The organism is Paraburkholderia sp. (genome assembly GCF_035948235.1).
Classification (GTDB): Bacteria; Pseudomonadota; Gammaproteobacteria; order Burkholderiales; family Burkholderiaceae; genus Paraburkholderia.
In genome coordinates this window covers 1-20,525 of the sequence record NZ_DASZJJ010000181.1, presented here as the reverse complement: position 1 = coordinate 20,525, position 20,525 = coordinate 1, and the positions used below count along the sequence as shown (strand labels likewise).

Sequence of the window (20,525 nt, the reverse complement as noted above, 5' to 3'; positions counted from 1 at the left end):
GGCACGTCGATGGAGAAGATCGCGAAGATCATCACGATGCCGATGATCGCGGTGACGAGCAGAAACAGCGCACACGACATGACGACGCTGGTGACGCGGTCCGGCCGGTTCAGGAAGAACACGATATAGGCCGAGGTCGCGGCCTCGGGGGTGCCGTATGCACTTGTCACGAGCACCGTGAGCGCGCAGATCAGCGCAATGCGCGTGACGATCGACGCGCGCCCTGGAAACGGTGCGAGCAGCCGCATGATCTCGCGCGGGCGCGGCGCACGGACATCGCCGGCGATGTCGCCGACCGCGTCGGCCCGAGCGTCAACGGCAGGACTGGCCATGGCGCACCTCGACGATTGCGCTTGCGCCGATGCGCACCAGCTTCGCGGGCGGTGTCTCGATGCGCACGCGCACCGGGAAGCGCTGCGAGACCCGCACCCAGTTCACCGACTGCTGCACATAGGGCAGGCTGTGCGGAATGTTGACGCGATCGGTGTCGGCGATGCCCGCGCCGATGCCGATCACCTTGCCGCTCATCGCCTGCTTTCGGTCGATCATCGAATACACGGTCGCGCAGTCGCCTACTTCGATTGCGCCCAGCGCCGTTTCGCGAAAGTTCGCCACGGCGAACCATTCGCCTGCGTGGATCAGCGTGAAAATGGATTGATTTGGCGCGACGGTTTCGCCCGCGAGAATCGACAGCCCCGTGACGTAGCCCTCGAACGGCGCGCGCACGATGGTGTCGTCCAGCGCGTGCTGGGCGCGCGCCAGCGCCGCCTCGCGCGCGTGCAGGGAGGCGATCGCGTCGGCGTCGTCGCCGATGGTTTGCGACGACGATTTTTGCTGCACTTTGGCCTGTTCGAGCGACACGCCCGCGTCGCGCTGCGCGACCACCGCCTGATCGAACTGCTGCGCCGACACATAGCCCTGCGCCGCGAGCGGGCGCAAGCGTTCGACGCTGCGCGTCGCGAGATCGTAATTGTGCGTGGCGCGGCGGGTCTGGTCGGCGGCAAGCGTCGCGTTCGACGTTTCGCCGATCACCGAGCGCCGGCGCGTGGCCAGCGCCGCGCGCGCCACCTCGACTTCGGCCTGGGCCTGCTGGACCGCCAGGCGGTAGGGCACGGGATCGATTTCGAACAGCACGTCGCCCTTCGCGACATGCGCGTTCTCTTCGACCGGCACGCGCACGATGCGCCCGCCCACCGGAGAGGCGACATGCACGACATCGGCGTCGATGCTGGCGTCGTCGGTCGAGGGGTAGCGCGTCGAGCGATCGTACGCATACCAGAGCGCCGCCGCGCCGAGCACGACGATTACGGCTGCAATCGCACGGCCTTTCCAGGCCGGTGAGGAAGGAGCGCCCGCCATTTTCATCTCAGAGCGCCCCCGTTCCCAATAGCCAGACGAGCACCCCAACGACCACGCCGATCGCTGTGCAGACGGACAACTGATAGGGAATCGCGCGGGCCCAGCCGGTCTTGACGAAGACGCGATGCGCCAGCAGCGCGCCCACCACGCCGGCCACGCTGCTGGTTAGCCAGAAGGGGAAGTACGCGCCGAATAGCGCGAAGGATGGTGCGCCGCGCGCGGCGCAACCTGCAAGCGGCGCGGATGCCAGCAGTAAACAGGCGATAGCGGATCTGGGCCATGTACGTTGTTTCATCGCTTTCGTGACTGGAACAATGACTGGATTCCCACTCGTCTGCCCTTGCCTGCAATTGGCCGACACGCCCCTTACGCGGGCAGGCGGCTTACAGGTCGCTTATTGCAGATCGCTTAGGCATGCTGTCTTGAGCGGCGAGGCGCTTCATCATAGCGCGGATTGCGGCGCGGCCCGGCTGGAGTGGCTCGTGGGAGGTCGAGCCGCAAGTGCTGCCGACCTTTGCGTGTGATCGGATTACCAGCGTTTCGCACGCTTCAAATCACGTGGATTTTTCCATATATGGGAAAAAATTTGGGTAGATGAAATTCCATTGACCCTTGTTGAAGCGCGCTTCTATAGTCGCGAAACACAGCCATTCTGGCCACCTAAACAAACAAGGACGTCAACGTGCGCCACTACCCAAATTTCGCGGATAACCATTTCATCGAGCCGATGCGCGCATCGGCGATCGAAGTCTGCAATCCGGCCACCGGCCATATCATCGCCACGGCCGACAGCGTCAGCCGCGACGATGCCAGGCTGGCGGTCGAGTCTGCGTCGAGCGCCCAGAAAAGCTGGCGACGCCTCCCCGCCATCGAGCGCGCACGCGTGCTCCACCGCCTGGCTGACGCGCTGGTTGCCCGCGCCGACAACATCGGACAGGCGCTGGCGCTCGAATCCGGCAAAAGCCCTCAGCACGCGCGCAACGAAGTGCTCTATGCCGCCGAAGTCACGCGCTATCACGCCGAGTGGGCGCGGCGTATCACCGGCGAACTCATCCCGAGCGACAACGCGGGTGAGAATCTGATGCTGTTTCGCGAGCCTATCGGTGTCGTGGTCTGTCTGATTCCCTTTAACTCGCCCGTCTACACGCTGATGCGCAAGCTCGCCCCCGCGCTGATAACCGGCAACACCGTGGTCGTGCGTCCGAGCAGCTATACGCCGTGCTCCGCGCTTGAAATCGCGCGGGCTGTGCAGGACGCCAATGTACCGGCCGGCGTCATCAGCATCATGGCGATGAACCATGTCGTGGCCGAACAGATCTGCACGCATCCGGCGGTCGGCATGATTACCCTGACGGGCAGCGTGGGGGCAGGGCGCAAGGTGCTCGAATACTCGCAGGTCAATATCGCGAAGGTGTCGCTGGAACTGGGCGGCAAGACGCCCGCGATCATCGAACCGGACGCCAATCTCGAACAGGCCGCCGCCGATATCGTGCGCTCCGGAACGCTGAACTGCGGGCAGCTTTGCACCTCGGTCGAGCGGGTCTACGTACACGAGGAAATCGCTTCCCGCTTCATCGGGCTGCTGCGTAACCGCATGCGCGAGCGCCAGTGGGGCGATCGTAGCGTCAACCACGACTGGATGGGACCGCTGATCCACGCCAACGCGCGACTGCACATCCACCAGATGGTGGAGCGGGCGATCGACGACGGCGCGGTGCTCGAATGTGGCGGAGAAATTCCGGCCGGTAAAGGCTTCTTCTATCCGCCAACACTGCTCACGGGTTGCCGCCAGGACATGGAAATCATCCAGGAGGAAACGTTCGGGCCGGTGCTGGGCGTCGTCACTTATGAAAACCTCGATGAAGCGCTGGAGATGGCCAATGACCATCAGTTCGGGCTGGCCTCGATGATCTACAGCGAGAACCACCGCACGATCATGCGGGTGGCCAATGAAATCGAGGCGGGCGAGTGCTACGTGAACCGCGTTCCCGACGATCCGTATCAAGGTCATCACGCCGGCTGGAAGCGCTCAGGCATTGGCGGCGACGACGGCATGCACGGCATGCTGGCTTTCACGCAGACGCGCCTCGTGGTCGTGCCGTACTGAATCGCTGCCCGATAAAAAGCGGCGACAAGTCATCTAAATAGTTCGGATAACTGAAAAGTTTATGTCGAAGCACACATAGAAGTGCGGACACGTTTGAGCAGCCCATCAAGGAGACATCATGACGGTAATCATCGAATCCCCGGAGCAGCGTCTGGAAGAAGATTCCGGCGCGCGTTCCGCATTGCTTCGTTATTTTCAGCTGGGCGTGCTGACGCTGTCGGCTGGCGCGCTCTATCCACTGCTTTATCTGCGGCAGAATTTTGAAGTCACGCTTCTCAAGGCTTTCCAGATTACGCCCGACCAACTGGGCGAACTGTATTCGCTGCTCGGTATCGTCTACGTGATTACCTATATACCGAGTGGCTGGCTCGCCGATCGCATGAGCTCGCGCTGGCTGGTGGTGTTTTCGCTCGGCGTGGTCGGCCTGCTGGGTCTGTGGTTCGCGACTTATCCCGAGCCTTCGATGCTGCGCTGGATTTTTCTGGGCTGGGGCGTCGCCGGCGGTCTCACGTTCTGGTCGGCGATCCTGCGCGCGGTCAAGCTGCTCGCTACGGAGCGCGAGCAGGGCCGATTCTTCGGCGTCCTCGACGGCGGCCGCGGCCTCACCGAAGCCGTGCTTGCCTCGATCGCCGTGGCGATCTTCGCGCACTACGCAAGCGACGCTCCGCAGGTCGCGCTGCGTCCGGTGATTCATTTGTACGCCTATACGTGTCTCGGCATTGGTGTGCTCGCGGGCCTGATCCTGCCGAACGATCGCAAGCGAACGTCCGTTCAGGAGGTCGCGCAGCGCGGCTCGGCCATCGGCGATTTTTTCATGCTGATGCGTATCCCCGAAATCTGGCTCATCAGCCTGATCGTGCTGGCGGGCTACCAGTTGCTGTGGGCGACGTTTTCTTTTTCGAGCTATATCCAGGAACACTTTTCGGCCTCGGCGGTGCTTGCGGGCGAACTCACGGTGATCAAGCTCTGGATGCGTCCGGTCGGGGCGATCGGCGGCGGCTTTCTCGGCGACCGCTTCTCCAACGTGAATGTGCTGGGCGTAGGCATGCTCGTGGCCGCCGTGGCGTGGATGTTATTCGTGCTGGTGCCGGGTTCCGTGCCGCTGTGGTTGCTTGTCGTGAGCATCGTCGTGCTTGGCCTGATGACGTATTCGGTGCATGGCCTTTACTGGGCGATTATCGATCGCTGTCACGTACCGGCGCGCGTGACGGGGCTGGCTATCGGGATCATCTCGATGATTGGCCTCTCGCCGGACGTGTTCCTGCCGATGATCAGTTCCGCCATTTCGCATCGCTTTCCCGGCGTGCTGGGCACGCAACTCTATTTCGTCTACATCGGCGCGTGTTGTCTGATCGGCAGCGGGCTGGTGTTTGTCTTCAAGAAGCGCACCGCGCATTACCGGTTTCCTGGCCATTGAAGCCTGACGCGCACCAAACGACACCACTCCTCTGAGACCCGTTCATGAAAATCACCTCACTCGAAACTTATGTTGTCGCCGTGCCGCCGCCGTATATCGGCGGGCGTTATTGGATCTTCGTGAAGCTGAAGACCGCGTGTGGAATTGAAGGTATCGGCGAAGTCTACGCTGCGAGCTTTCACCCCAATGTGATGGAAGCCGCGATCGGCGACGTGTATCAGCGCTACCTGGAAAGTCACGATCCTCACCATATCGAGCGCTTCTATCGCGAAGCCTATTCGAGCGGCTTTACGCAGCGCCCCGACGTCTCGATGATGGGCATAGTGAGCGGTCTGGAGATGGCTTGCTGGGACATCATCGGCAAGGCGGCGAACCAGCCGGTCTATGAATTGATCGGCGGCAAGGTGAACCATCGGCTGCGTTCGTATACCTACCTCTATCCAAAGCTGCCAAATGGCGAATACAGCCACGATTACGACGACGTCGAACTCTCCGTGCAATGCGCCGAGGAGTATGTGAAGCAGGGCTTCACAGCGATCAAGTTCGATCCGGCAGGGCCTTATACGGCTTACTGCGGGCATCAGTTGAGTCTGGAACTGCTGGAACTGTCCGCGACGTTCTGCCGGCGACTGCGCGAAGCCGTCGGTACAAAGTGCGATCTGATCTTCGGCACGCACGGTCAGATGACCCCTTCGGCTGCGGTACGGCTCGCGCGCTACATCGAGCCATTCGATCCGCTCTGGTTCGAGGAACCCGTGCCGCCAGGCCAGTCGGAAGCCATGGGGCGCGTCGCGCAGAAGACCAGCATTCCCGTCGCGACCGGCGAGCGGCTCACCACGAAATACGAATTCTTCGACGTGCTGCGCAACAACGCCGCCTCGATCCTGCAGATGAACCTGGGGCGCGTAGGCGGCATTCTCGAAGCGAAGAAAATCGCGAGTATGGCGGAGGTGTACTACGCGCAGATCGCTCCGCATCTCTACAACGGCCCGGTGGGCGCCGCGGCGAGCATCCAGCTAGGGGTGGCTTCGCCCAATTTCCTGATTCAGGAAAGCATCATGCGCTGGGAAGGATTCCACGCGCAGATCCTCAAGAAGCCGATTGTCTGGGAGGACGGTTACATCATTCCACCCACGGAACCAGGCCTGGGAGTTGAACTGGATATGGATGTCGTCAATGCCCACATGCCTTATACGGAGAAGCGTCTGCATCTCACGGTATCCACAGAACCCTTCGATGTAGCCGGTCCTTCCGCAAGCTGGAAGGCGCGCTATGCCGTCGACAAGGAATAGCATGGCGATGGACGCAGCGACTTTCGATTACATCATCGTGGGAGCGGGCTCGGCCGGCTGCATCCTCGCGCAGCGGCTGAGCGAATCGGGCAAATTCAGTGTTCTGCTCCTGGAGGCCGGAAGCGCCGACCGCTCGATCTGGCTGCGTATGCCGCTAGGCTTCGCGAAGCTCTTCTATCATCCGAAATATAACTGGCGTTACGAGACGATCGGGCAGAAGGAACTCGCCGGGCAGAAGGTTTATACGCCGCGCGGCAAGGTACTGGGTGGATCGGGTGCGATCAACGCGATGATCTATGTGCGTGGCCAGCGCGCCGATTTCGACGACTGGGCGGCCCAGGGCAATCCCGGCTGGGGCTGGGACGACGTGCTACCGTGGTTCAAAAAGCTCGAATCGCATCCATTGGGCGATACGGAATGGCACAGCAGCAGCGGGCGTATTCGCATCACGCGCGATCCGGTCCATCCGGTCAGTGAAGCTTTTTTCCAGGCGTGCGCGGCGCTCGGCCATCCTGCGAATCCCGACTTCAACGGTGCCCAACTGGAAGGCTACGGCGTGTACGACATCAACACGCGAAACGGACAGCGCGACTCATCGTGCACGGCCTATTTGCACCCCGCGATGACGCGCGCGAACGTGACGGTCCTTACCGAAGCGCTTGTCGAGCGCGTTCTGTTCGGATCGGAAAAGACTGCCAAGGGCGTGAGCGTGCGGGTCAATGGCCATCGTCAGAATTTCACGGCGCGGCGCGAGGTCGTTCTCTCGGCGGGGGCGGTGGAAACGCCCAAGCTGCTGCAGCTCTCGGGGATCGGGGACGCTGGATTGTTGCAGGAACACGGAATCGCGGTCGTCAATCATCTGCCCGCTGTCGGCCGGAATTTGCAGGATCATCTGTGCGCGTCGTACTACTTTCGCGCGAACCGTCCCACCGTGAACGACCAGGTACGCACGCTCCCGCAGCAGGCGCGGGCCATGCTTCAGTATCTCGTGCGGCGCAAAGGCGTGTTCGCCACGACTGTGAAGGCAGGCGGGTTCCTGCGTACCAGTGACGCGCAGGCGTCGCCAAACATTCAGTTGTACTTCAATCCGCTCTCGTACGTGTTGCCGGAATCGGGCGGCATGCCGCGAGTCGAGCCGTATTCGGGCTATACGATATTTTTCGCGCCATGCAGGCCGACCAGCCGTGGCACCGTCACGCTAACCAGCTCCGATGTGCGCGTCGCACCGCGCATCGATCCCAACTATCTATCGACCGCGCATGACCGTCTGGAGGCCGTCGCGGGCAGCCGGCTCGTGCGTGAACTCTCCGGTACGTCGTGGCTCAAAACGATCACGGCCGAGGAAATTCGTCCGGCCGCAAGCGTCACCGACGACGACAGCATGCTGAAGTTCTTTCGCGAGCAGAGCGGATCGATTTACCACCTGTGCGGCTCGTGCGCGATGGGCAGCGATTTGCAACGCGCGGTGGTGGACAGCGATCTGAGGGTTCATGGCATAAGGGGGCTGCGGGTGGTGGATGCGTCGGTGTTCCCGAACATCACCTCCGGCAATATCAACGCGCCCACCATGATGGTTGCGGAAAAGGCGGCGCACGCGATACTCCAGAGCGCCGCTGAATAAATCTGCGCAGCGAAAACGTCAATGAATCGATGAAGAGACTAGGTTCGATCCATGAATGCCCCCGATTGCCTGCCTGAAACCCGTTCCAGGGCGCCTGCCATCGACGGGGCTTTCGACATACTCGAAGTCCTGGTCCAGTCGACCTGGCCGCTGACGCTTTCCGAAATCGCGGAGCGCGTTCGCCTGCCTGTTGCGAGTTGTCATCGCATGATTGGCGTCCTGCTGCGCCGCGGCCTGGTCATGCGCGATCTGCAACGCAGGAAGGCGTATTGTGCGGGCGCGAGGCTGTTCGAGATGGCGTCCGCCGCCTACCTCCAGCAGCCGATCGTGCCGCTATTCCACCCTATCGCTGACGTGCTGAAGAACGAATTGCATCAGGGTATCAACCTGAGCGTGGCGGCCGGTTCGCATGCTCTGGTCGTCGCGCACGTGGCGTGGCCATTTGCCGACACCTACGGCGCGCATGTTGGCCGGTCGCAGAGTATGCATTGCAGCGCCGCCGGCAAAGCGATGATGAGCATGTTGCCCACGAGCGTACAGATGCACTACTGGACAGCGTTCATTTCGGCCGCGAACGTGCCGACGCGCGATACGCACGTTAGCGCTGAGCACTGGCTGCATGAACTCGCCGACATCAAACGCGTCGGCTACGCGTTGATGCGCTCGGACACGTTGCAGAACGTCTGCAGCCTCGCCGCGCCGGTGTTGAACCGGCGCGGCGAACCGCTGGCCGCCATGGGCATCACGTTCACGGCGCAACCGGATGTGCGGCCTTATGCAACGCCCTTGATTCAGGCGACGTGGCAGCTTTCATCGCGGCTGGGATAAGGCGGGTGACGACGTGGCGCTGATCCAGCGCCGGTATGCGCGAGTGCGCGCCGCCTCGCCAAACTGTTGCAGAATCAGCGCGCGCAATGGCGAGACCTTGGGATTGGTGGCTTTTCCAAGGCTCAATCTGCGCAACTGAAACTTCACGGCAGCCATATTGGCGAGCGAGGCCAGCGGCTTGTTTTTCCAGGTGATGGGCGACAGCGTCGGCGCGTTGTCCTTGCCGGCACGCCAGTCGCGCGGCAGATCCGGATCGATGGCGAGCGCCGTGCCGATGCCCACCATATCCACACCGCTCGCGACCACCTGATCGGCGACGGCCTGGCGGCGAATGCCTCCGGTGACCATCACGGGCATTGTTGCGATCGCACGGATGTCACGTGCGAATTCCGCGAAATAAGCCTCGCGGGCGAGGGTGCGGCCATCGCGCGCTTCGCCTTGCATCGCCGGGGCTTCATAGCTGCCGCCGGACAATTCGACCAGATCGACGGCCAATGCGTTGAGCAACTTGACCACCTGGCGGGCGTCGTCGGCACTGAAGCCGCCGCGCTGGAAATCGGCGGAATTCAGCTTGACGGCGACGGCAAAGGCTGGCGACACGACGGCGCGAACCGCCTTGACGATCTCCAGCAGCAGGCGAGCACGATTCTCCAGCGAGCCGCCCCATTGGTCGGTCCGCTGGTTGGTGAGCGGCGAAAGAAACTGGCTGAGCAGATAGCCGTGCGCCGCGTGAATTTCGACGCCTGTAAAACCGGCCCGTTCGCCCAGGCGTGCCGTGCGCGCGAAGCGCTGGATCACGTCGTCGATGACTTCGTCGGTCATCGCCTGAGGGGTGTTGAAATGCTTCGACATCTTGCCCAGCGACAGCGGCACAGCGGAAGGCGCCCATGTTGGCTGGCCTAGATTCGCCCGCATCTGGCGCCCCGGATGGTTGATCTGCAGCCAGAATTGCGCGCCTTTCGAGCGGCCGATGCGCGCCCACTTCCTGAATGCTTCGAGATGCTTGTCATTTTCGAGCACCACGCCGCCCGGTCCCGTCATCGCGCGGCTGTCGACCATCACGTTGCCGGTAATCAGCAGGCCGGAACCGCCATCGGCCCACGCCTGGTAAAGACGCATGAGTTGCGCCGAAGGCGCGTGGTTGGCGTCGGCCATGTTTTCTTCCATGGCGGCTTTGGCAATGCGGTTCTGAATGGTTGAACCGTTGGGTAATGCCAGCTTGTCGAACACGTTCATGAGTTCACCTCGTTTGATCGTGTTCCGACTTTAAGGTTAAAGGTAACTTTAATGTCAATAGCTTCTTTCGGGGCGGGTTTGAGCGCTTGACCTTAAAGTTGACTTTAAGCTTAGAGTGGCGCCCATCTATCGAGAGGGGAGAGACGAAGATGGACAGGCTGATTGCACAGGTCGAATTCGGGCCGCACCAGGTCGAAGTGCCCGCGGGCGGCTACTACGATCGCTTCCGGATGAACCCGGATCTGGATGAAGTGGCCCGCGATCCGGCGGCGGGCAATATCGACTGGTTTCGCAGGATTCCGAAGCAGATCATGGCGTCGCGAATCGGCCCGACGTGGGCGCCGAACTTTTACTATCGCACCAGCCAGATTCAGTTCCTGTTTCTCGCGCCGTTGTCACGACTGCGGGCGATGTTGCCGATGCCGCTCGAACCGCTGCGCGCGTTCCCTGGTTTTGGGCTGGTGGCGCTCACCTTCTTTTCCTATGCGGTGTGCGATAACGATCCCTATGACGAAGTCTCCGTTGCTGTCGTGATCCGTCGGCCCGGCGTGAACGGTTCGCATGCGCTGGAGTTGCGCAATGCCATGCGGCGCCGGCATTTCTTCGCGCATGTGCTCGCGCTGCCCGTCAGCACGGAGATCGCGCGCGTGCGTGGCGTATACGGTTATCAATTGCCGAAGTGGCGCGCGAATATCGACATTAACATCGGCACCGATGTGCGGGCGCAGATTGGCGGCCCGAATGGCGCACCCGATTTGACCTTGAACGCGCCGCTACCGGCGTTGCAGGAAGCCGCGCCTCAGTCGCAGATGGGTACGACCACGATGATTAACCGCATCGACGGACAATGGCATCAGGCGACGGTGCAGACCAATACGTTATCGTTCGCGCAGCGCCTTTTCCCGCGCAATGTGACGTTGCGGCGCAATGATGGCCCGCTAAGCCAGTTGCTTGATGGCTTGGGCGCGAAGAAGATTGTTCGGCTGGATGTGGTCAAGGACGCACAGATTGTGCTGAATTTACCCACGCCGCTTCAGGGCTTCATTTAAGCATTCAATGTGCCATCATCATGTGTGACACGATTCGCGGGGGCGGAGGCGGGAACATGAAAATTGGGGAACTGGCACAGCGTACGGGGTTGGCCGCGTCGCGCATTCGCTTCTACGAAGACATCGGCTTGCTGAAAGCCGGGCGCGAGCCAAACGGTTACCGCAGCTATGCACCCGAGGCCGTGCTGGTGCTCGAACTGATCGCAGCGGCACAGCAGGCCGGTTTCAGTCTCGACGAAATCCGCACCTTGTTGCCGCTCGACATGGCGCAATGGCAACACGGCACCTTGATCGAGACGCTACGCGCCAAGGTGCAGGAAATCGAGGCGATGCAAATGCGGCTTGCGCAAAGCAAGGCTCATCTCGTCGCATTGCTCGCGGAGATCGACGCGAAGCCCGCTGACATGGACTGCAATGCCAATGCAAAGCGCGTGATGTCGCGTATACGGGCGGGGCAGGTGAAAGCGCCGACGCTCGTACCCGCGGACGTCACGACGCTGCGCAAGGCAAAGCGCCGTACAGTCAAGCACGATTAGTCGAAAGCGTTCGCAAAAACCAGGCTATCCAACAAGGCCTGGTTTGCGAACATCGACTCATTCGACCACCGCCGCGAACCGTCCAGAGAGACGATGCAGGGCTTAGTGGCCGTGAGCCTCACGCAGTCCGGCATCGTGCTCCGGGCGTTGATCGCGCGTGCGGACGTGAAACGCCGCCGACACGATGTACAACACCCCAGCAAATGGCCAGGAGTATGTCGCGAGGACGAAGGAGAGGAGGAAGGCGTTCTGTATTGAGTACGCATTGAGCGCCCAACAGAGGCACGCAACCGGCAACAGCAGCAGACACAACGCCGACCGATTCAGGAAAACGGCGACCTTTGCATTCTTGAGCTTTTCTGATTGCATGCCTGGCTCCATAGGGAATGGCACTGAGACATAGAGTCGCACACCCGCTACGGTGCGAATACTCAGTGAATTCCCTGACGGATGCCTAACTAAATGTGCGGCGATGCAGCAAGTTCAGGTTGAATGACGCGGTGCGCAATTGAATATTAAAGTCCGTCCCTTCTTTATTGAAATTCAGGTATGCGAATTAATAATCCACCGTGGAATGCAGGGGCGATTGCTGCTGCACCATGCGTGGAGGAATTGCATGCTGCCAGCGTTGGTGGCTTTTGGAAGATCAAATGTTTCGGAATACGTACTACATGGATGTGGATATGGGTTGCCGGCCAAATCGCGCTGCAACGCGTTGCAGCGCGATGTACGCAACTCGACGAGCGTGACGCGGCGGGATCTATGTACGCAAGCGGACATTTCACCCGACGAAATCATTATTTACACCCCGCAGTTTACTTTTTTTCAGGATAAACTACACTCAACAGTCTACTTTTCCCTCGAAGGCGCTCTCATGGCATCGATCCCTGATTTCCTCGGCCGCACGCTTGGTTTTACTGCCGCGCGTCGCTCGCGCGCCTTGTCGGGCGGTTCGCCGCAACACGACGGCGAGCGCTATCGCAATGTGCAGCCGCGTCCGCAGGAAGGTCTGGTGAAGAGCCTCGGCATCATCTGGAATGTGCTGTTCCGCAAGCCGCGCGGGACCGTGCCCACGAGCGCCTTGCCCATTGCCGCGCTAAGCCGCGCGGATCTGGACGCTGCACCCGATCGCAGCCTTTACCGCCTCGGCCACTCCACGCTGCTGCTCAAACTGCGCGGCGAGTTCTGGCTCACCGACCCGGTGTTCGGCGAGCGTGCCTCGCCCTTCAAGCGGCTCGGGCCGAAGCGTTTTCACGCGCCGCCGATCGCCCTCGCGGACCTGCCGCCGCTGCGCGGCGTGATCCTCTCGCACGATCACTACGACCATCTGGATCGTGAGACCGTGCTGGCGCTTGCGGCGACTACGGGCGTTTTTCTTACGCCGCTTGGCGTGGGCGACCGGTTGATCGAATGGGGCATCGACGCGAAGAAAGTGCGCCAGCTCGACTGGTGGGAGAGCGCCCAGATTGGCGGCGTCACGTTGACGGCGGCGCCCGCGCAACACTTTTCGGGGCGCAGTCTGTTTGACGGCAACAGCACGCTCTGGGCGTCGTGGGCGATCGCCGATGATGACCTGCGCGTCTTTTTCAGCGGCGATACGGGCTATTCGGAACATTTCAGCATGATTGGCGAGCGTCTGGGGCCGTTCGATGTGACGCTGATGGAGACGGGCGCCTACGACCCGCAATGGCCGTATGTACACATGCAACCCGAAGAGACGGTGCAGGCGCATCTCGATGTGCGTGGACGCTGGATGGTGCCGATCCATAACGGCACCTTCGATCTCGCCTTGCACCGCTGGCAGGAGCCGTTCGAGCGCGTGATGGGGCTGGCGGCGGCGCGCGGCGTGGCGCTGGCGACGCCGCGTATGGGTGAGCGGCTCGATCTGGCCGCGCCGCAGCGCGGTGAACGCTGGTGGCGCGAGACCGTCGAGGAGCAAGCGGCGAATCTGCCGGATGTGCCTAAGGGCGGGCGTCGGCGGGGAGGATGGTGTCGGGAAGCGGGCAGCGCAAGGCCGTGATGCCAGCGGCGACGCGAGTCGCCATGTTCGCCAGCATTTAGGGGACACTCCGGCGCGCGCGCCCAATCCACACCGGCTCCACGCATGGCAATTCAGGCGCAGTGCAGCGGGCACGTATGCGCCGGTCGGTCCAACCCGCCGAACCGCGCTGCAAAGCGCAGATTCGTGAGCCGGCCGCCAGCTGTGGCCCTCGGTGGCATTGTCGTGACGCGTAGCCGCTGCACCGGGCATGTCTTTGCGACAGCCCGCCGGTGCCTGCCGCGCGGCTCCCCTGTGAGCCTGCGCCGCCGGCCGCTTGTGGCGGGCTGTTTGCACGTGGGTCCGCCTGTGGCTGACCGCGCGCGCCGGAGTGTCCCCCGTCTTTGCGCCCGGCGTTTTGCAAACCGCGGGCGCACGCCAACATAGCCGTTTTTTCCGCAGACGATTGACCGAGCGTCTCAAAATTCGCCGCTTCAGGCAAAAATTGCCGTTTTTCGTCGAAATCGAAGCGGGGCCACAGGGCACGCGTGTCATCCATGCAACACCCTGACGGCGGACGACATATCGCTTTCAAAAAATAATTCGCTTTGCTTCCGTGTCGGCCCTATGCAATGAGAGTAATTCTCATTGTCCATTCTGGAGCGGGAGACGCTTCGATCCTGATCCGGCCGACCGGCCAAACAGCCGCGCCGGATTAAACGGACCGCCAGTCGTGCAACCCTTGGCTGCTTCAGGGATGCGTGGCTGGCGGTCCGTCGCTATCGGTTGTCAGTTTTGCGCTATATGACTCGAATCCGCCGAACCCATACTACGGCGATCAGAAAATAATGTCGGCGAGACGGGCAATGAGAAAGCATGTGGACGGTGCGGCAGTCGCCATCATGGTGACGCTGTGTTTGATGTGGGCGACGCAGCAGGTGGCGATCAAGGCCGTGGCCGGCGACGTCACGCCGATGCTGCAGGTCGCCTTGCGCTCGGGCGGCGCGGCGGCGCTGGTCTGGCTGGTCAACCGTCTGGTGCTGCGCGAGCGCTGGCTGCCTGGGATCGCGCTGCGCTCCGGGCTGGTGGTGGGCGCGCTGTTCGCGCTGGAATTCCTGTTCGTCGCCGAGGGGCTGCGCTGGACCAGCGCTTCGCACATTGCTGTGCTGCTCTATACGGCGCCGATGTTTGCCGCCATCGGCCTGCATCTGAAACTGCCTGACGAGCGTCTGGGCGGCATCCAGTGGGGCGGTATCGGGCTGGCGTTCCTCGGGATCGCGATTGCTTTTCTCGGTCCGGCTCTCATGGGCAGCGGCGCGGTGCCCGGCCCCGACTGGATGCTCGGCGATTTCATGGGGCTGTGCGGCGGCGCGGCGTGGGGAATGACCACGGTGGCGGTGCGTACCACGCGCCTGAGCGATGCGCCCGCCACGCAGACGCTCTTTTGCCAGCTTGCGTGCGCTTTTGTGCTGCTGTTGCCGGTTGCCTTCGTCACCGGGCAGACCGCATTTCACCTCACGCCGTTTGCGCTGGCGAGTCTGGGTTTTCAGACGGTGGTGGTCACCTTCGCGAGCTATCTGGTCTGGTTCTGGATGCTGCGACGCTACTATGCCGCGCGTCTGGGCGTGCTGTCGTTCATGACGCCGCTGTTTGGCGTGGCGCTGGGCGTGGTGTTGCTGCATGAACGTGTCGATGCGGCGTTTCTGGCCGGTTCCGCGCTGGTGCTGGCGGGCTTGTTGATCGTCAACGGGCAGGCGGTGGTGCGGCGGATTTTCATGCGGGGGACGCGTGCGCAAGGCGGCGCGGGTGTTTAAGCGCTTTCGGATCTTTTAATGGCTGATCGAAGTGCTGCGAAACGCGATAGAGGTTATGAAACGGTTTGATTGATATGACGAGTCGCGCGTTTTTCTGAATTATCTTCGCATACCGAAACATACGAAATGTAATCGTGAGGTTACGTGCTACAGGGGCCCAAAACGTAACGTGTGTTGCGTAACGCACGTTGGGCGCAAGCGTCGGATCCAACCGTTCGGTTTCTTAGGCGCAGTTCGAATCGCTTTAACCAGTAAGGCCTAAAACCCTTTCTTTCATACCTTTCCAGAATAGCCAGAAGCGCAAATCGAATTTCGATTTGCGCTTTTTTTATTGGCGCAGAACTTGCAATTCAGGGCCGACCGATTCAGCCACATTCGAGCGCGGCGCTATCACGTCCCGCCCGGCAAACAGATAAAGGCGACGCGCGACCACGCGATATCGGCGATCCAGCAACCGTATAGAGCAAGACCAATCAGCGGTTTTCCGGGGGCACTGATTACACCTTTGACCAATCAGGTCGCGATTTCATCGCGAAAGGACTAATCATGGCTCCCTTCAAACACACTCTTGTTGCATCGGCGAGCGCTCTCCTTTGGTGGTCGCTTGCGGCTACGGCGCAGGCCGGCGACGCCACATCGACGGCGCCGACGAGTTCGACGATTCAAAGCGGCGGCTGGCCGATCGCGGGCGGCTCCGGGCCGGGCTATGCCTGGGCGGAAGGCACGATTCCAGGCAGTTCGAGCGGGTGGGGATATGCGGGTGGATCGGGTGCGAGTTCGGGGTCGCCGGGGGCGGGCGGTTCTGGCTCGGGCGGTTCTGGGGATGGCGGATATGGTGGTGGCGATGGCGGCTCAGGTGATAGCGGCCACGGTGGTTGGGGGAATGGCGCAGGTGGTGGTGGGTTGGGCGGATCGGGTGGCAGCGGTGGTTCCGGTGATGGTGGCCATGGTGGATCGGGCGGTTCGGGCGGTTCGGGCGGGTCGGGTGGCTCGGGTGGCTCGGGTGGCAGTGGTGGTTCCGGCGATGGTGGTCATGGAGGTTGGGGCGGCGGTGGCGGCTCCGGCGACGGTGGGCACGGCGGCTCAGGCGGCTCAGGCGGCTCAGGCGGATCGGGCGGTTCAGGTGGATCGGGCGGCAGTGGTGGTTCCGGCGATGGTGGTCATGGAGGTTGGGGCGGCGGTGGCTCCGGCGACGGTGGACACAGTGGTTCAGGCGGAAGCGGCGGAACAGGCGGTTCGGGTGGTTCAGGTGGTTCGGGTGGGTCAGGCGGCTCAGGTGGCAGTGGTGGTTCCGGCGGCGGTGGCTCCGGCGATGGTGGACACAGTGGCTCAGGCGGAAGCGGCGGCTCGGGTGGCTCGGGCGGCTCGGGCGGCAGTGGTGGTTCGGGCGATGGTGGCCACGGAGGGTGGAGCGGCGGTGGTTCCGGCGACGGTGGGCATAGTGGCTCGGGCGGTTCCGGCGGTTCCGGCGGCTCGGGTGGCTCGGGTGGCTCCGGCGGTTCCGGTGGCTCGGGTGGCTCAGGCGGAAACGGCGGTTCGGGCGATGGTGGCCATGGTGGCTGGGGTGGTGGCAACGCCGGCGGGAGCGGTGGCTCAGGCGGCATGGGTGGCAGCGGCGGTTCAGGCAACGGTGGCCACGGAGGCACCGGCGGCACCGGAGGCACCGGCAGCCACACAGGCGGCACCCCCGGCAGCACGACGGGCGTCGGCGGCTCCGGCAATGGCAACCAGAGCAGCAGCGGCCTGTTGAGCCCGATCGCGAACCTCATCGTCAACGTTGGCGCCGTGAGCGTTCCGATTGTGCCGATCACGATCGGCAACAACAGCGGCAGCGGCAATGGCAACGGCGTCGCCAATGGCTCGCCGGCGGGATCGTCAGGCGCTTCGGGCGGCTCGGGTGGACACAGCTCGGGCGGCCTGCTCGCGCCGGTGACGGCCTTGCTCGGCGGAACGTCCGTCGTGCCAGTAAGCAGCGGCGGCTCCTCGAGCGGCAGCAGCGGCAGCAACGCCAGTTCGTCGCCGACCAACCTGCTTGGCGGCCTGACCGGCGTACTGGGCGGCGTGGCTGGCGGGGCTTCGTCAAGCGGGTCGTCTGGCCATGGCGGCGGCAACAAGAGCGGTGGCTCGTCGACTTCGGCATCCAACCCCGCGGCGCCGTTGACGAACATCGTCAGCACGTTGACGGGCGCACTCGGCGGCGCTACGAGCGCAGGCGGCAACTCAGGCAGCGGCAACTCAGGCAGCGGCAGCGCAGGCAGTGCAGGCGGCAGTGGCGCCGCCTCGCTGCTCTCGCCCGTCACGAGCCTGCTTGGCGGCCTCACGGGTGGTCTGGGCAGCCTGGGCGGCGGCGCGTCCTCGTCCACGCCTGGCTCGCACAAGCACTGACCCGACTCCACGCAACTTCTAGCGTCGAGTAACGTCGAGCCGGACCGCAGGCACATCTTCGCTTGCGGTCCGGCTATTTCATTCACATCCCCATTCCCCACAACCTTGATCTAGATCATCCAATCGGCGCCCTCCGCCTGCTAAGTTCACCGCATCTCAAAAAGACAAACACACGCGGTACGGGGCGCGACATGCAACACCACACGCTGGACGTCGAAATCGGGCGCCTTCTTTCCGGGCCGCTGCTCGCCTGCGGTCCCGACGTGACGATCCGCGAGGCCGCACGCCTGATGGCCGAGCATCGCTATAGTGCGATCGTCGTCACCGAGGCCGGACGGCCTGTCGGCATCTGGACCGAGCGCGACGCACTGGCGCTGAGCGCCGAAACCGCCACCGTCACCCAGCCGATCGCCACCGCGATGAGCCAGCCGGTGCGCGCGTTGCCCGCGCACACATGCGCACGCGAGGCCGCCGCGATGTTCGCGCGCGAAGGCATCCGCCATTGCCTCGCCGTCGATGACGCGGGCCAGGCGCTCGGCCTCGTTACACAGACCGATCTCGTCATCAGCCAGGGTCCCGAGTGCTTTCTGCGCCTGCGCACGCTGGCCTGCGCGAAGCCACCGCGCCCCCACTGCGTCGATGCCGATACGCCGTTTGCCGCCGCGATGGCGCAAATGCGCGAGCGCCGCCTGAGTGCGATCGTCGTGCGCGACGCGCACGGCGGCCTGGGCATTCTGACCGAACGCGACGTCGTGCGCGCCGTTGCGCAAGGCGCACTGGACGAGGCCAGCGTGGACGTGGGCCGCTACGCAAGCCGCCCGCTGCGCTCGCTGGCGCATTCGCGCAGTCTGTATTCGGCGCGCCAGTATCTGATCGAGCATCGCATGCGTCACGTCGGCGTCCTGAGCGAGACGGGCGAACTCACCGGCCTGCTGGGTTTCGCCGATATCCTGCGCGACCTCGAACACGAATACGTGCGCGAGTTACAGGACGCGCTGCGCGAGCGCGACGACGCCTTGCTGGCTTCCCGCGCGAGTCTGCGTCTGGCCGATCAGGTGGTGGAATCGACGCTCGACGGCGTGATGATCACCGATCTGCGCGGCAACATCGAGCGCATCAATCCGGCCTTCACGCGCCTTACGGGCTACGCGGAACATGAAGCGGTAGGCCGCAACGCGCGCCTGCTGAACTCGGGCCGTCAGGGCGCCGCGTTCTACGCCGCGCTCTGGCAAAGCATCGAAGCCACGGGCCACTGGAAAGGCGAAATCTGGAACCGCCGCAAGGACGGCACGCTTTTCCTCGAATACCTCACGATTTCCAGTATCCGCGACGCGCATGGCCGTTGCACGCACTACGCCGCGATCTTCGCGGACATCACCCAGCGCCGCGAGGCCGAAGAGCGCCTGAGCTATCTCGCCACCCACGACGCGCTCACGGGCCTCGCCAATCGCACCTTGTTTACCGAGCGGATTGCGCTGTCGCTCGCTCGCGCGCGCCGCTCGGGCAAGCGCGTGGCGGTGATGTTTCTCGACCTCGACCGCTTCAAGCTCATCAACGACACGATGGGCCACAGCGTCGGCGACGAAGCGCTCACGGTGATCGCGCGGCGCCTGCGCGATGCCGTGCGCGAGACCGACACGGTCGCGCGCCTCGGTGGCGACGAATTCACGCTGCTCATCGAGGATATCGACGATATCCGCCACGTCGGCCGCATCGCAGAGACGCTGTTGACGACCGTGGCCGCGCCGATCCGCGCCGCCGAGCAAACGCTTTTCGTCACGCCGAGCATTGGCATCAGCATGTTCCCCGACGACGCGCAGAGCGCGAAGCAACTGCTGATGCAGGCCGATCGCGCGATGTACGAGGCCAAGGACGCGGGCAAGAACAACTTCCAGTTCTTCGCCGCGCCGATGACGTCGTGTGCGATGGAGCGCATTCAACTGGAAACGCAATTGCATCGCGCGATCGCCGCGAATGAATTGTTGCTGCATTACCAGCCCGAATTCGATGTGAAAACCGGACGGTTTTCGAACGTCGAGGCGCTGGTGCGCTGGCAGCATCCGCAGCGCGGGCTCGTGCCGCCCGATCAGTTCATACCGATTGCGGAGGAGTCCGCATTGATCGTGCCGATTGGCGCGTGGGTGCTGCGCGAGGCGTGCCGTCAGGCGCGCGCGTGGCTCGACGAAGGCTTCGATTTTGGGCGCATCTGCGTGAATCTCTCCGCGCGCCAATGCCTGCACGACGGCTTTCTGCCGCAGCTGGCCACCATTCTTGCCGAAACCGGCCTGCCCGCAAGCCGCCTGCAACTCGAACTGGTCGAGAGCATGGCTATGACCTCGACCAATGGCGGCATCGAGGCGTTATTGCAGGAACTGGCGGCGCGCGGCATCAGCCTCGCGATCGACGATTTTGGTACCGGCTATTCGTCGTTCCGCTATCTGCAGAAATTGCCGGTGGACACGCTCAAAGTCGATCGCTCCTTTCTGGCGCAGATTGGCGACGCCGCAAGCGGCGACGGTTCGATCGTGCGCGCGATCGTGGCGATGGCGAAGTCGCTGGGCGTGTCGGTGGTGGCCGAAGGCGTGGAAACACCGCAGCAATTCCAGTTTCTGCGCGAGATAGGCTGCGACCGTGCCCAGGGTTTTTTGCTCGCGCGGCCAGTTCCCGCCGTGACCATGCCGCGCGCGATGCCTGCATTCGAGGCCGCCTGTGATCCGACTGAAATGACTAATGTTTCGTAATCCTGTTGATCTGGAGAGTGACGTGACCACTCACGATGAGATGCTGCTGCGCTCGATGACGGCGCTGGTCAGCTCGCACGGTAAGGCCATTTCGCGTTTCGGCGCGAGCGTGGTCGTGATGAGCAAATTCGCCGAAGCGGTCTTGCCGCAACTGTCGGCCGC

15 protein-coding genes and 1 pseudogene are annotated in these 20,525 nt (G+C 63.0%); 11 read left to right on the top strand and 5 right to left on the bottom strand.

What is annotated here, in order from left to right:
• From VG320_RS15865 to VG320_RS15855, 3 genes and pseudogenes are all read right to left on the bottom strand, one after another.
• Positions 1-332, bottom strand: a pseudogene (locus VG320_RS15865) (hypothetical protein); the annotation flags it as partial.
• Entirely contained in the window at positions 313-1,365 is a 1,053-nt protein-coding gene (mdtN, locus tag VG320_RS15860; RefSeq protein ID WP_327201042.1) for a multidrug transporter subunit MdtN, read from the bottom strand. The pseudogene VG320_RS15865 and the gene mdtN, both read right to left, overlap by 20 nt.
• A 1-nt stretch (position 1,366) precedes the next feature.
• Complete coding sequence (locus tag VG320_RS15855) at positions 1,367-1,654, bottom strand: hypothetical protein (RefSeq protein ID WP_327201041.1); 288 nt, start codon at positions 1,652-1,654, stop codon at positions 1,367-1,369.
• A 387-nt stretch (positions 1,655-2,041) separates the two neighbouring features.
• Between VG320_RS15855 and aldA the strand changes: the two genes are divergently transcribed.
• The 5 genes from aldA to VG320_RS15830 all read left to right on the top strand — a co-directional run bounded on the left by aldA (position 2,042) and on the right by VG320_RS15830 (position 8,624).
• Positions 2,042-3,466 carry an aldehyde dehydrogenase gene (gene aldA / locus VG320_RS15850; protein WP_327201040.1) on the top strand — a complete coding sequence of 475 codons (1,425 nt, stop codon included), beginning with the start codon at positions 2,042-2,044 and terminating at the stop codon, positions 3,464-3,466.
• A 118-nt stretch (positions 3,467-3,584) separates the two neighbouring features.
• Positions 3,585-4,883, top strand: a complete 1,299-nt coding sequence (locus VG320_RS15845; RefSeq protein WP_327201039.1) for an MFS transporter — start codon at positions 3,585-3,587, stop codon at positions 4,881-4,883.
• Between the two features lie 44 nt (positions 4,884-4,927).
• Positions 4,928-6,175 (top strand): mandelate racemase/muconate lactonizing enzyme family protein, encoded by a 1,248-nt coding sequence (locus VG320_RS15840; protein ID WP_327201038.1) that lies wholly within the window; start codon positions 4,928-4,930, stop codon positions 6,173-6,175.
• Between the two features lie 7 nt (positions 6,176-6,182).
• Positions 6,183-7,796 carry a GMC family oxidoreductase gene (locus VG320_RS15835; RefSeq protein ID WP_327201037.1) on the top strand — a complete coding sequence of 538 codons (1,614 nt, stop codon included), beginning with the start codon at positions 6,183-6,185 and terminating at the stop codon, positions 7,794-7,796.
• 51 nt (positions 7,797-7,847) lie between these two features.
• Complete coding sequence (locus tag VG320_RS15830; RefSeq protein WP_327201036.1) at positions 7,848-8,624, top strand: IclR family transcriptional regulator; 777 nt, start codon at positions 7,848-7,850, stop codon at positions 8,622-8,624.
• Here the strand turns inward: VG320_RS15830 and VG320_RS15825 are convergent.
• On the bottom strand, positions 8,607-9,860 hold the full coding sequence (locus VG320_RS15825; RefSeq protein WP_327201035.1) for an NADH:flavin oxidoreductase/NADH oxidase family protein: 1,254 nt from the start codon (positions 9,858-9,860) through the stop codon (positions 8,607-8,609). The two genes, VG320_RS15830 and VG320_RS15825, sit on opposite strands and share 18 nt — an antisense overlap.
• Before the next feature lie 149 nt (positions 9,861-10,009).
• Between VG320_RS15825 and VG320_RS15820 the strand changes: the two genes are divergently transcribed.
• Complete coding sequence (locus VG320_RS15820; RefSeq protein ID WP_327201043.1) at positions 10,010-10,909, top strand: acetoacetate decarboxylase; 900 nt, start codon at positions 10,010-10,012, stop codon at positions 10,907-10,909.
• 56 nt (positions 10,910-10,965) lie between these two features.
• On the top strand, positions 10,966-11,445 hold the full coding sequence (locus VG320_RS15815; protein ID WP_327201034.1) for a MerR family transcriptional regulator: 480 nt from the start codon (positions 10,966-10,968) through the stop codon (positions 11,443-11,445).
• Between the two features lie 102 nt (positions 11,446-11,547).
• On the opposite strand, the gene VG320_RS15810 is transcribed toward VG320_RS15815, so the two are convergent.
• Positions 11,548-11,814 (bottom strand): hypothetical protein, encoded by a 267-nt coding sequence (locus VG320_RS15810; RefSeq protein ID WP_327201033.1) that lies wholly within the window; start codon positions 11,812-11,814, stop codon positions 11,548-11,550.
• 505 nt (positions 11,815-12,319) lie between these two features.
• On the opposite strand from VG320_RS15810, the gene VG320_RS15805 reads away from it, so the two are divergent.
• The 4 genes from VG320_RS15805 to VG320_RS15790 all read left to right on the top strand — a co-directional run bounded on the left by VG320_RS15805 (position 12,320) and on the right by VG320_RS15790 (position 20,363).
• Positions 12,320-13,465 carry an MBL fold metallo-hydrolase gene (locus tag VG320_RS15805; protein WP_327201032.1) on the top strand — a complete coding sequence of 382 codons (1,146 nt, stop codon included), beginning with the start codon at positions 12,320-12,322 and terminating at the stop codon, positions 13,463-13,465.
• A gap of 824 nt (positions 13,466-14,289) precedes the next feature.
• The gene (locus VG320_RS15800) at positions 14,290-15,237 is read left to right on the top strand and encodes a DMT family transporter (RefSeq protein ID WP_327201031.1); all 948 of its coding nucleotides are present in this window, start codon (positions 14,290-14,292) and stop codon (positions 15,235-15,237) included.
• Between the two features lie 546 nt (positions 15,238-15,783).
• Entirely contained in the window at positions 15,784-17,622 is a 1,839-nt protein-coding gene (locus tag VG320_RS15795) for a hypothetical protein (protein ID WP_327201029.1), read from the top strand.
• Positions 17,623-17,813: 191 nt separating this feature from the next.
• Positions 17,814-20,363: an EAL domain-containing protein gene (locus VG320_RS15790; RefSeq protein WP_327201028.1), complete on the top strand. Its 2,550-nt coding sequence runs from the start codon at positions 17,814-17,816 to the stop codon at positions 20,361-20,363.
• Positions 20,364-20,525: the final 162 nt, after the last annotated feature.

What these genes read in the sequence shown, in the direction of transcription:
- mdtN (WP_327201042.1), bottom strand. Translation starts at nt 1,365, where the DNA reads ATGAAAATGGCGGGCGCTCCTTCCTCACCGGCCTGGAAAGGCCGTGCG.
- VG320_RS15855 (WP_327201041.1), bottom strand. Translation starts at nt 1,654, where the DNA reads ATGAAACAACGTACATGGCCCAGATCCGCTATCGCCTGTTTACTGCTG.
- VG320_RS15845 (WP_327201039.1), top strand. Translation starts at nt 3,585, where the DNA reads ATGACGGTAATCATCGAATCCCCGGAGCAGCGTCTGGAAGAAGATTCC.
- VG320_RS15840 (WP_327201038.1), top strand. Translation starts at nt 4,928, where the DNA reads ATGAAAATCACCTCACTCGAAACTTATGTTGTCGCCGTGCCGCCGCCG.
- VG320_RS15835 (WP_327201037.1), top strand. Translation starts at nt 6,183, where the DNA reads ATGGACGCAGCGACTTTCGATTACATCATCGTGGGAGCGGGCTCGGCC.
- VG320_RS15830 (WP_327201036.1), top strand. Translation starts at nt 7,848, where the DNA reads ATGAATGCCCCCGATTGCCTGCCTGAAACCCGTTCCAGGGCGCCTGCC.
- VG320_RS15825 (WP_327201035.1), bottom strand. Translation starts at nt 9,860, where the DNA reads ATGAACGTGTTCGACAAGCTGGCATTACCCAACGGTTCAACCATTCAG.
- VG320_RS15820 (WP_327201043.1), top strand. Translation starts at nt 10,010, where the DNA reads ATGGACAGGCTGATTGCACAGGTCGAATTCGGGCCGCACCAGGTCGAA.
- VG320_RS15815 (WP_327201034.1), top strand. Translation starts at nt 10,966, where the DNA reads ATGAAAATTGGGGAACTGGCACAGCGTACGGGGTTGGCCGCGTCGCGC.
- VG320_RS15810 (WP_327201033.1), bottom strand. Translation starts at nt 11,814, where the DNA reads ATGCAATCAGAAAAGCTCAAGAATGCAAAGGTCGCCGTTTTCCTGAAT.
- VG320_RS15805 (WP_327201032.1), top strand. Translation starts at nt 12,320, where the DNA reads ATGGCATCGATCCCTGATTTCCTCGGCCGCACGCTTGGTTTTACTGCC.
- VG320_RS15800 (WP_327201031.1), top strand. Translation starts at nt 14,290, where the DNA reads ATGAGAAAGCATGTGGACGGTGCGGCAGTCGCCATCATGGTGACGCTG.
- VG320_RS15795 (WP_327201029.1), top strand. Translation starts at nt 15,784, where the DNA reads ATGGCTCCCTTCAAACACACTCTTGTTGCATCGGCGAGCGCTCTCCTT.
- VG320_RS15790 (WP_327201028.1), top strand. Translation starts at nt 17,814, where the DNA reads ATGCAACACCACACGCTGGACGTCGAAATCGGGCGCCTTCTTTCCGGG.